General features: G+C 73.3%; 16 protein-coding genes. 4 read left to right on the plus strand and 12 right to left on the minus strand.

Going from position 1 to position 9,167, the window contains the following annotated elements:
• Nucleotides 1–6 precede the first annotated feature (6 nt).
• Nucleotides 7–882, plus strand: coding sequence for a hotdog family protein (locus AB0L25_RS20165; protein ID WP_500174162.1), 876 nt, complete (start codon nt 7–9; stop codon nt 880–882).
• A gap of 18 nt (nt 883–900) precedes the next feature.
• Here the strand turns inward: AB0L25_RS20165 and AB0L25_RS20170 are convergent, their stop codons facing one another.
• The gene (locus AB0L25_RS20170) at nt 901–1,482 is read right to left on the minus strand and encodes an HD domain-containing protein (protein WP_500174163.1); all 582 of its coding nucleotides are present in this window, start codon (nt 1,480–1,482) and stop codon (nt 901–903) included.
• Between the two features lie 139 nt (nt 1,483–1,621).
• Here AB0L25_RS20170 and AB0L25_RS20175 point away from each other — a divergent pair, with 139 nt between their 5' ends.
• On the plus strand, nt 1,622–1,987 hold the full coding sequence (locus AB0L25_RS20175; RefSeq protein WP_500174164.1) for a YybH family protein: 366 nt from the start codon (nt 1,622–1,624) through the stop codon (nt 1,985–1,987).
• Here the strand turns inward: AB0L25_RS20175 and AB0L25_RS20180 are convergent.
• Nucleotides 1,984–2,580, minus strand: a complete 597-nt coding sequence (locus AB0L25_RS20180; protein WP_500174165.1) for a dihydrofolate reductase family protein — start codon at nt 2,578–2,580, stop codon at nt 1,984–1,986. The genes AB0L25_RS20175 and AB0L25_RS20180 overlap by 4 nt on opposite strands.
• A 192-nt stretch (nt 2,581–2,772) precedes the next feature.
• On the opposite strand from AB0L25_RS20180, the gene AB0L25_RS20185 reads away from it, so the two are divergent.
• Both AB0L25_RS20185 and AB0L25_RS20190 read left to right on the plus strand, forming a co-directional pair.
• Nucleotides 2,773–3,060, plus strand: coding sequence for an ArsR/SmtB family transcription factor (locus AB0L25_RS20185; protein ID WP_500174166.1), 288 nt, complete (start codon nt 2,773–2,775; stop codon nt 3,058–3,060).
• Nucleotides 3,057–3,446 carry a VOC family protein gene (locus tag AB0L25_RS20190; protein WP_500174167.1) on the plus strand — a complete coding sequence of 130 codons (390 nt, stop codon included), beginning with the start codon at nt 3,057–3,059 and terminating at the stop codon, nt 3,444–3,446. Before AB0L25_RS20185 ends, AB0L25_RS20190 begins: the two co-directional genes overlap by 4 nt.
• A 3-nt stretch (nt 3,447–3,449) precedes the next feature.
• Here AB0L25_RS20190 and AB0L25_RS20195 read toward each other — a convergent pair whose 3' ends face one another.
• The 10 genes from AB0L25_RS20195 to AB0L25_RS20240 all read right to left on the minus strand — a co-directional run bounded on the left by AB0L25_RS20195 (nt 3,450) and on the right by AB0L25_RS20240 (nt 9,138).
• On the minus strand, nt 3,450–3,923 hold the full coding sequence (locus tag AB0L25_RS20195; protein ID WP_500174168.1) for a gas vesicle protein K: 474 nt from the start codon (nt 3,921–3,923) through the stop codon (nt 3,450–3,452).
• Between the two features lie 50 nt (nt 3,924–3,973).
• A complete protein-coding gene (locus AB0L25_RS20200) occupies nt 3,974–4,186 on the minus strand; it encodes a gas vesicle protein (RefSeq protein WP_211238396.1) in 213 nt (70 codons plus the stop codon).
• Entirely contained in the window at nt 4,176–5,030 is an 855-nt protein-coding gene (locus tag AB0L25_RS20205; protein WP_500174169.1) for a GvpL/GvpF family gas vesicle protein, read from the minus strand. Before AB0L25_RS20205 ends, AB0L25_RS20200 begins: the two co-directional genes overlap by 11 nt.
• Entirely contained in the window at nt 5,027–5,434 is a 408-nt protein-coding gene (locus AB0L25_RS20210; RefSeq protein ID WP_500174170.1) for a gas vesicle protein, read from the minus strand. The genes AB0L25_RS20205 and AB0L25_RS20210 overlap by 4 nt, the downstream gene beginning before the upstream one ends.
• A 47-nt stretch (nt 5,435–5,481) precedes the next feature.
• Complete coding sequence (locus AB0L25_RS20215) at nt 5,482–6,642, minus strand: SRPBCC family protein (protein ID WP_500174171.1); 1,161 nt, start codon at nt 6,640–6,642, stop codon at nt 5,482–5,484.
• On the minus strand, nt 6,635–7,255 hold the full coding sequence (locus tag AB0L25_RS20220; RefSeq protein WP_500174172.1) for a hypothetical protein: 621 nt from the start codon (nt 7,253–7,255) through the stop codon (nt 6,635–6,637). Before AB0L25_RS20220 ends, AB0L25_RS20215 begins: the two co-directional genes overlap by 8 nt.
• A gap of 1 nt (nt 7,256) precedes the next feature.
• Nucleotides 7,257–7,535, minus strand: coding sequence for a gas vesicle protein GvpG (locus AB0L25_RS20225; RefSeq protein ID WP_500174173.1), 279 nt, complete (start codon nt 7,533–7,535; stop codon nt 7,257–7,259).
• A gap of 13 nt (nt 7,536–7,548) precedes the next feature.
• Entirely contained in the window at nt 7,549–8,262 is a 714-nt protein-coding gene (locus AB0L25_RS20230) for a GvpL/GvpF family gas vesicle protein (RefSeq protein WP_500174216.1), read from the minus strand.
• A gap of 6 nt (nt 8,263–8,268) precedes the next feature.
• Entirely contained in the window at nt 8,269–8,715 is a 447-nt protein-coding gene (locus AB0L25_RS20235) for a gas vesicle structural protein GvpA (RefSeq protein WP_500174174.1), read from the minus strand.
• A 66-nt stretch (nt 8,716–8,781) separates the two neighbouring features.
• A complete protein-coding gene (locus tag AB0L25_RS20240; protein WP_500174175.1) occupies nt 8,782–9,138 on the minus strand; it encodes a gas vesicle protein GvpO in 357 nt (118 codons plus the stop codon).
• Between the last annotated feature and the right edge of the window lie 29 nt (nt 9,139–9,167).

The following is a 9,167-nucleotide window of genomic DNA, read 5'->3' on the forward strand; positions in this document are numbered from 1 at the left end:
AGAACGGTGCACGACGAACTCAGCGCCCTCGCCGGCCGGCTCGCCGCCGCCGGCGAGCGGCCCGGGCCGCCCTGCCCGGACCCGGTCAACGCCGCGATGATCCGCAACTGGACGCAGGCGCTCGGCGACCCCCGCACCTGGGACGACGTCGCCCCGCCCGCGATGATCCAGGTGTGGTCGATGCCCGGCCTGGCGCCGTCCGCGGGCCGGGGCGTCGCGGACGACGTGCTGCGCCTGCTGGAGTCCGCCGGGTACACCGGGGTGGTCGCCACCGACTGCGCGCAGACGTACGACCGGTACGTGAAGCTCGGTGAGCGGCTGCGCACGACGATGCGGTTCGGCGGCGTCGCGGGCCCGAAGAAGACCGCGATGGGCGAGGGGTACTTCGTCACCTGGCACCAGAGCTGGTACGACGAGAACGGCGAGCGGGTCGCGGACATGCTGTTCCGCGTCCTGAAGTTCCGGCCGCGCGGGACCCCGGACGCCGGCGAGGGCGGCGCCGGCGGCCCCGAGTCCGTGGCCCCGGTCCCGCCGGGCGCCCTGGCGATCGACCTCACGCCGACGTTCGTGATCTCCACGGCCATCGCCACCCGCGACTTCACGCCCGTCCACCACGACACGGCGCTGGCGCGCGCGCAGGGCTCGCGGGACATCTTCGTCAACATCCTGACGTCCGTGGGCCTCGTGCAACGCTGCGCGCTCGAAGCCTTCCCGGACGCCGAACCCGCCGGGATCGAGGTGCGCCTCGGCGCCCCCGCGTACGCGGGCGACACGCTCGTCCTCACCGCGGAACGCGCGGACGACCGCACGCTGCGCGTCCGCGGCCGGGTGGGGCGCGCCGACCACCTCACCGCGACCGTCCGCCTCCGGGAGCCGCGATGAGCGGCGCCCGGACCGGCGTCAGCTGGGTGCGCCGACGGCGGCCGGGTCGGGCAGCCCGAACCGGCCGGACATCTCCTCGAACGCGGTGACCTTGTCGTCCCCGTACCGGCGGACGTGCCGGGCGAACTCGCCGGCGGACACGAACCGGGACGGGTCGCTCTTGCTGTGGAACTTGTCGGCGTACATGACGAGCTCCTCCTCCACCGTCTCCGCCAGGTAGTCGGCGACGGGGAGCGGCAGCCCCTGCCGGCGGACGTCCTCGCGGGTGAGGCCCACGCCGGTGTGGTGCGAGCAGAACCGGCAGACGGCCTCGGGGAACCCCTCGTCGGCGAGGATCTCGTGCCCGAGGATCCCGTGCCGGATGTAGCCCGCGTGGTCGAACCCGCCGTCCGCGTCGTACAGCCGGTACACGCCGATGTCGTGGAGGAGGCATCCGACGCGGACCATTTCGACGTCCACGTCGAGGGGGCGGCGCGCGAGCAGGTGCTCGGCGATGCGCCAGACGGTCTCGCAGTGCGAGTGGACGAGGTCGAACGCCTCCTGGGTCGGGGCGTATTTGGCGTGGAGCGCGCGAACGTCCTCGTCACTCAAAAGCCGCATTGCCGGATCTTATCAACCGATGACGGAATGCCGGGGGAAGCGGGTGGGCCGGGCGAGCCGCAACTGTATAAGCGTTCCTTCTAGTCAGCAGAAGAAACATCTCTTGGACTTATGGCCGTCCGGCTTCGATGATGGAGCCATGCCGAACCACGAGAAGGCCATGCGCCCCGAAGACATCACCCGCCTGTTCGTCGAGCGCTCCAACGCGGGGGACGCGGCCGGGGTGGCGGCGCTCTACGCGGAGGACGCCGTGCTGGCGTACCCGCCGGGCGCCGTCACCGTCGGCCGCGAGGCGATCCGCGACCTGTGGGAGAAGTTCCTGGCGAACCGCCCCCGCTTCGAGCCCGAGGAGCCGCTCCCCACGCTCGTCAACGGGGACATCGCGCTCACCTCGACGCCGCCGCGGGACGGCGCGGGCGCCCGCGCCCAGGTCGTCCGGCGGCAGCCCGACGGGAGCTGGCTGCGCGTCATCGACCAGCCGGAGTTCGTGCCGCCCGCCGGCTAACGGGTGATCCGGTAGGTGAGGTGGGTGACCAGGTCGGTGCCCGGCGCGGTGCCGGACGCCCGCAGAGCGAGGTCGCCCACCCCGTCGAACAGCCGTGCGCCGCCGCCGAGGATCACCGGCGCCACGTGCAGCCGCAGCTCGTCGATCAGCCCGGCGGCGAGGTACTGGTCGATCGTCTGCGCGCCGCCCGCGATCGCGACGTTCCGCTCGCCCGCCGCCTCCCGGGCCCGGACGAGCGCCGCCGCGATCCCGTCGGTGACGAAGTGGAACGTCGTCCCGCCCTTCATCGGCACCGGCTCGCGCGGGTGGTGGGACAGGACGAACACCGGCGCGTGGTACGGCGGCTCCTCGCCCCACCAGCCCGTCCAGTCCAGGTCCCACTCGCCCCGGTCGGGACCGAACATGCGGCGCCCCATGATGTAGGCGCCCGCCGCCGTGATCTTCTCGACCGCGGCGGCGTTCGTCTCCCGCTGCTCGAACATCCAGCGGTGCATCCGCTCGCCGCCCACGCCGAGCGGATTCTCCAGGCTCTGCTCCGGCCCCGCCACGTAGCCGTCCAGGGACATCGTGACGTCGCAGGTGACCTCGCCCATCGTGTGACCTCCGTCCGCGGCGCCCCGCGCGGGCGCCCTCGCCCATCGATCGGAGCCGCCGCCCGGTTCTCGACATCCCGCCCCGAAAAATTTCCGGCCGCGGTGCGCAAGAGCCCATCCCTCGGCGGGACGGCGATAAACGCGCACGTCCCGGCTTGATATGCAAGCCGTGGCTTGCGTATGGTGGGGCATGTGGCGGAAGACGTCTTCAAGGCCCTGGCCGATCCGACCCGGCGCACGATCCTCGACGAGCTGACCGAGCGCGACGGGCAGACCCTCTTCGAGATCTGCGGGCGGCTCACGACAAAGCACGGGCTCACGTCGTCCCGGCAGGCCATCAGCCAGCACCTCGCCGTACTGGAGGAGGCCGGCCTGATCCGGACGCGCCGCGAGGGCCGCTACAAGTTCCACCACCTGGACACCGAACCGCTTGAGCGCATCGCCGACCGGTGGCTCAAGCCGAATGCGAGGCAGCGATGAAGATCTACATCACCAGCGTCTACGTCGACGACCAGGAGCGGGCCGAGCGCTTCTACACCGAGATCCTGGGGTTCGTGAAGAAGACCGACGAGCCCGCCGGCGAGTACCGCTGGCTCACCGTCGTCTCCCCGGACCAGCCCGACGGCGTCGAGCTCCTCCTCGAGCCCGACGCCCACCCGGCCGCCAAGCCGTTCAAGGAGGCGCTCGTCGCGGACGGCGTCCCGCTCACCTCGTTCGCCGTGGCGGACGTCCGCGCCGAGTACGAGCGGCTGAAGGGCCTCGGCGTCCGCTTCACGCAGGAACCGGTGGACATGGGGCCCATCACGACCGCCGTCCTCGACGACACCTGCGGCAACCTCATCCAGATCGCGCACATGAACCCGTGACGGTCAGGAGGGCGGGAGGAGGGTGCCCAGCGGGCCGAGGTCGAGGTTGAGCTCGTCCATGGTCAGGCCGTGGCGCTCGCAGAGGTCTTCCATCCGGTCGTAGAGCGTCATCAGCGTCATGCCGATGCGCTCCTCCTGCTCCTCCGTCAGGTCGCCCTGGTCGACGCGGTGCAGCGCCGTGCGCTCCATGAGCTGGCGCAGCAGCTCCACGACGGTCAGGACGAGCTTGACGAGATCGCGCTCGACCGTCTCCGGGTCGGTGTTCAGCCGCTCGGCGACGCTCGGCACCCGCGGCTCGCCGGGCGGCGCGGGCAGCAGCTCGAACGCGCGGGCGGCGGCGTCGGCCACCCCGTCCAGCCGCAGGTCGCCGGGCGGGGCGGGACGGCCGGACGGGGCGCGGCCCCGCCGTTCGCGGGCGCCGGCCCCGCCGGTGACGGGCTCGCCGACGACGGGCTCGTTCGGGTGGGGCTCGTGCAAGTCGGGCTCGTTCGGGTCGGGGTCAGGGGCGGCGTATTCGTGCACGGTGCTCACCAGGGGGCCGGGTCGTCGGGCGTGACGGAATGGATGACGGCGCGCAGGTTGATCCGGACGAGGTCCACGTCGGCGATCGACAGCACCAGGTCGCCGGTCAGCACGGCGCCGCTGTTCAGCAGCCGGTCCAGCAGATCGATCAACGCGACCTGATGGCCCGCGAGGGCCGGCTCCTCGTCGAACCCCCGCAGCAGCACGTCATCGCCCACGCCGGCCCCCGTCCTGCGCGCGCGGGGCGGGCGGCGCGGCGAAGCTGTACGGCGCCCACGGGCCCGTCACCTCGACGCGCACGCCCGGCAGGTCCCGGGCCGCCTCCCGGACGGCCGCCGCGAACGCGCCGGTCGCCCCCTTCGGCACCAGGTACGCCTCGTTCGTGATGTTGCGGCCCTCCCCGGTGGCGAGTTCGCCCTGCTGCGGGCGGTGCGCCACCCGGTCGACGGCGTGCGCCGCGGCCACCTCGCGGACCCGCGCCGCGGTCTCCGCCGCCTCGCGCGCCGCGTCCTCGTGGCGGGTGCGCTGCGCCTTGCGCCGCTGCAGGTAGGCCCGGCCCGGGTTGGTCCCGCCGCCGTCCGCCCCCCGGGCGGCCGGCCGGGCGGGGGCGGACGGCGCGCTCCGCGGGCCCGGCGGCAGCGCGTACACCTTCACCCCGCACTCCAGATGCCCCGCGAGCCGCTCCAGCAGCGCCGTGAACTCGCGCCCCGACTCGTCCAGCATCGCGGCCACGCGCGCGTCGTCGCGGTAGACGGTCGCGAGCCGGAGCGGCAGGACGGTGACCGCGCGGAACAGGGCGTCCACCACCCCGTGGTGCGTCCGCGCGATCACCTCCAGCCGTCCGAGGTCCTCGAGCTGGGCCTTGAAGCCCTCCTCGCCGAACTCCGCCTCCGGCACGCTCGAGACCACCGCCGCCAGACCGCCCGACTCCACGGTGTGGACGGGCCGGTCCAGCAGGCCCGTGAGCCGCGGCGCGGCCCGTTCCAGCTCCGGGACGCGCGGGCCCACCGCGTACACGTAGCTCAGCTCGGCCGTCGTCGCCGGCGTCGGTGCGACGGTCATCGGGTGTCCTCCTCCCGGTCGGCGGCCGGCAGGCCGGCGGCCTCGCGCAGCCGCTCCAGCTCCTCGCGCAGCCGCGCGTTCTCCTCCGCCAGCGAGTCCCGCCCGCGCGGCGTGCCCGCCTGGACGGCCGGCCGCCGGGCGTGCGAGCTGAGCGACGGGTCGTGCTCCCACCAGTCGATGCCCATCTCCTTCGCCTTGTCGACGGAGGCGACGAGCAGGCGGAGCTTGATGGTCAGCAGCTCGATGTCGAGCAGGTTGATCTGGATGTCGCCGGCGATCACGACGCCCTTGTCGAGCACCCGCTCCAGGATGTCGGCGAGGTTCGCCGACGAACCGCCGTCGCGGGCCGCGTACGGGCTCACGCCGGTGGAGGGCCCCATACGGCCCGCGAGTGAGTCGGACATGTCACACCAGCCCCGTCCGGTCGTCGTCCTGCGCCGCGGCGGCCGCGTCAGCGGCGGCCGGCCTCGGCCCGTTCGCGCTCATCGTCGATCTCCTCGTCGGGCTCCTCCTCCTCGTACTCCTCGTCCCGGTACTCGGCGTCCTCGGGCTCGACCTCGTCCGCGGGCTCCTCCTCCGGCTCGTCCTCGTACTCGGCGGACTCGTCGGTCTCGGCGTCCTCGGCGTCCTCGTCGGGCTCGTCGGGCTCGTCGTACTCGGCGTCCTCGGCCTCGTCGGCCGGTTCGTCCGCGTACTCGTCGTCCTCGTGGACGTCGTCGTCGCGGACGTCCTCGGCGGCGTCCTCGTGGGCGTGCTCGTCCTCTTCGCGGGCGCGCTCCTCCTCCTCGACGGCCTCGTCGTGGTCCACGACGACCTCGCCGTCGCGAATCTCGCCGCGCCAGCCGTCCGTGGCCTCGCCGCGCATCGTGATGAACTTGCGGTACAGCTTCAGGTCGAGGCGGGCCCGGCGGCCCTGCGCCCGCCAGATGTTGCCGGTCTTCTCGAACAGCCCCTTGGGGAAGTACTCGAGCACCAGCAGCACGCGGGTGAGGTCCTCGGTGATCGGGTGGAACGTCACCACGCCCTTGACCGTGGCCTTCGCGCCCTCGGACGTCCAGGAGATCCGCCGGTCCGGCACCTGCTCGGTGACGGTCGCCTGCCAGCTCCGCGTGGACTTGGCGACCTTCACCTTCCAGTTGCTCTTGGTGTCGTCGGCCCTGTCGACGCTGACGACGCCCTTCGCGAAGGACGCGAACTCCTGGAACTGCGTCCACTGGTCGTACGCCTCGCGCACCGGGACGCCCACGTCGACGTCCTCGATGATGACGACGCTCTTGGACTTGCCGCCGCCGCCCTTGCCCTTCTTGCCGCCCATGCCGAGCATCGACTTCACGCGGTCCTTCAGCATGGAGCCGCCGGCCTTGACGGCCGCCTGCGCGGGCGACCTGCCCTCGCCGATGGCCTGCCCGCCCTTGGCGAGACCGCCCACCAGCCCGCCGGGGGAGCCGCCCTCGGCGAGCTTCCCGGCGCCCTGGCCGATCCGCTCGCCCAGGCCCGACACGGCCTTCAGCGCGCGCGCCTGCAGGTAGGACTGCAGTTCGGTCTTCAGCCGGTCGGTCGCGGGATTGCCGGCCAGGTCGTCCTTCACCTTGCTCATCGTCGACTCAGGCATCGGCGTCTCCACGGTCGGCGGCCTTCCGCCGGCCGCCGGACGCCGCCTTGCGCGCCGTCCCGGCGGTCTTGCGGGCGGTGGACCGCCCGGCGGACCGGCCGGCCGACGACGCCTTGCCCGCCGAGCGGCGTGCCGCCGACCCGGCCGGCTTGGCGGCCTTGGACGCCTTCGCCGGCGCGGACTTGCGGGTGCCGCCGCGGCGCCGCCCGTCGTCCTCGTTCCCGTCGGGGGCCTCCGCGTCGCGGGCGTCCGCGCCGGCGTCCCCGTCCTCGCCGTCCTCGCCGTCCTCGCCGTCCTCCCCGCCGCCGCGGCGGAGCGGGTCGTTCAGGTCGAGGGTGCGCTCGTGGAGCGTGTCGGCCAGGGTGTTCGCGCGCTGGGTGACCGCGGACGTCAGCGCCGTCCGGGTGCCGTCGACGAGGTCCTTGCGCACCTGGTCGCTCAGCCCGCTCATCAGCGGCGACGCCGCCGCGAGCCGGGTCAGTTCCCGGGGGTCCAGGCTGATCTTCTTGCCGGCCAGGAACATCCCCAGCCCGATCGCCATCTTCGCCTTCTTCGTCCGCCCGAGGAGGTAACCCCCCACGAGCGCGACGGCTATCTTCGCGTTGCTCTGCATCTCATCTCGTTTCCGTGGTCGTTCGGGCGTCGCCGCCGATCTCGCGCCACCGCTCCTCCAGCCAGGCCAGCCGGTCCAGCAGCTCGTCCTCGCGGCGGTCGAACTCGTCCTCGTCGATGCGGCCGTCGAGCAGCGCCTGCTCCAGTTCCCGCAGTTCGGCGCGGACGGGCGCGGGATCGTAGTACTCCCGCTCGGCGGTCTGGACGACCTGGTCCAGCACCCAGCCCACGCCCCGCACCGGGGCCAGCGGGAGGGTCAGCACCTGCGTGATCAGGCCCATGCGGGTCCTCCGGTCAGACGAAGCTGTAGGGCGGCAGCGGCCCGTGCAGCGTCAGCACGTACCCCGCGCCGCGGCGCTCCTGCTCCGCCTTCACGAGGCCGGCGAACTCCGCCGCGCGCGTCCGGTCCACCAGGAAGGACACGGCGAGGAAGTGCTCGCCGCGCGCCTCGCCCGCCGCGACCTCGGCGGCCGCGGGGGCGAGCGCGTCCACGATCTCCCGCGCGGCGGCGTCGTTGCGTCGCACGACCTCCTGGGAGATCAGCTCGCCGAGCGCCATCCGGTCGCCGTGCGCGGACGGGTCCTGCCGGGTGGCCTCGTTGAGCCGCCGGGCCTCCGGCGACTCGGTGAGGATCTCGCGCAGCACGTCGTCCTGGTCGCGGCCGCACCTGAGGTGGTACTCGACGCGGCCGTCGAGCCGCTCCAGCGTCGCCGCGTAGGCGTCGGCGTTCTGGTCCAGGGCGCCGGCGACCTCGTCGTGGCTCGGGGCCACGAAGCCGAACCGCATCGGCAGGACGGCGCCGTCCTCCAGCAGCCGGTCCAGGACGGCCTGGTGCGCGAGGACCTCGCGCCGCTTCGGCCGCAGGTCGGCGGGGGCGTCGCTGACCACCGCCTTCAGCGACCGGCCCGCGACGGTCGTCGGCGGCCCCGAGGACTCGCCGACGCTCTTCAGGTCGTCGAGGCGGTGCGGGTGGTCGGCGTCCGTGATCGCGTAGACGTACACCGGCATGGTCACTTACTCGCCTTCCTTGCGCCGCGTGCTCCGGCGGGCGGTGGACGACGAGGACGAGCGGCTCTTGCGCTCCGCGGGCTCCTCGTCGTCGCCGTCCCGGCCGCGCTGCAGCGACTCGCTGAACGCCTCGACCGCGCCGGTCAGCGCGCCCTTCGACTTGCCCTTGGCGCCGCTCTCCATCGAGTCGCCGACGATGTCGGTGAGCTGCGTCGGCGCCTTGCGGCCGGACTCCAGGTCGAGCCGGTTGCACGCCTCGGCGAAGCGCAGGTAGGTGTCGACGCTGGCGACGACCACCCGGACGTCGATCTTGAGGATCTCGATGCCGACCAGCGAGACTCGGACGAACGCGTCGATGACCAGTCCCTTGTCGAGGATCAGTTCGAGGACGTCGTAGAGGCTCGAGCTCCCTCCACCGGAGGGGCGTGCCTGCTGCTGTTGCATGACGGTCATTGGGGGGCTCCCTTCGTTCGGCACAGGGCCCGCAGGGATGTCGCCGCCCGTGCGGGCGGCCCGCCCTCAGGCTCGGTCCAGTTGTCCGCGCGCGTACCGCCGCGTGCGCTCGTATCCGACGAGCTCGCCCCGCGGGTCGAGCGTCACCCGGTAGGTCGCCATGACGCTGGAGGTGTCCGGGATCCGCTCGATCTCCACGACCTCCACGTCCGCGACCCAGCCGCCGCCGTCGCGCGGCTGCAGCGCCGACACCGAGTCCGGCTGCGCGCCGAGCAGCTCGGTGAGCTGCACGGCCGCGCCGCGGATCGCGTCGCGGGCGGAGATGCGGGGCGCCTCCCGGTCGTCCTCCCGGTCGTTCTCGTGGGAGGTCCCGGAAGCGGAGGCGCCGGCGGCCTCGCCATCGTCCTGTCCGTTCTTCGTCATGGTTTCCTCAGGAATCGGGGGCGGGGGGT

It is taken from the genome of Spirillospora sp. NPDC052242, assembly GCF_040679555.1.
In the GTDB taxonomy this organism is placed as follows: domain Bacteria; phylum Actinomycetota; class Actinomycetes; order Streptosporangiales; family Streptosporangiaceae; genus Spirillospora.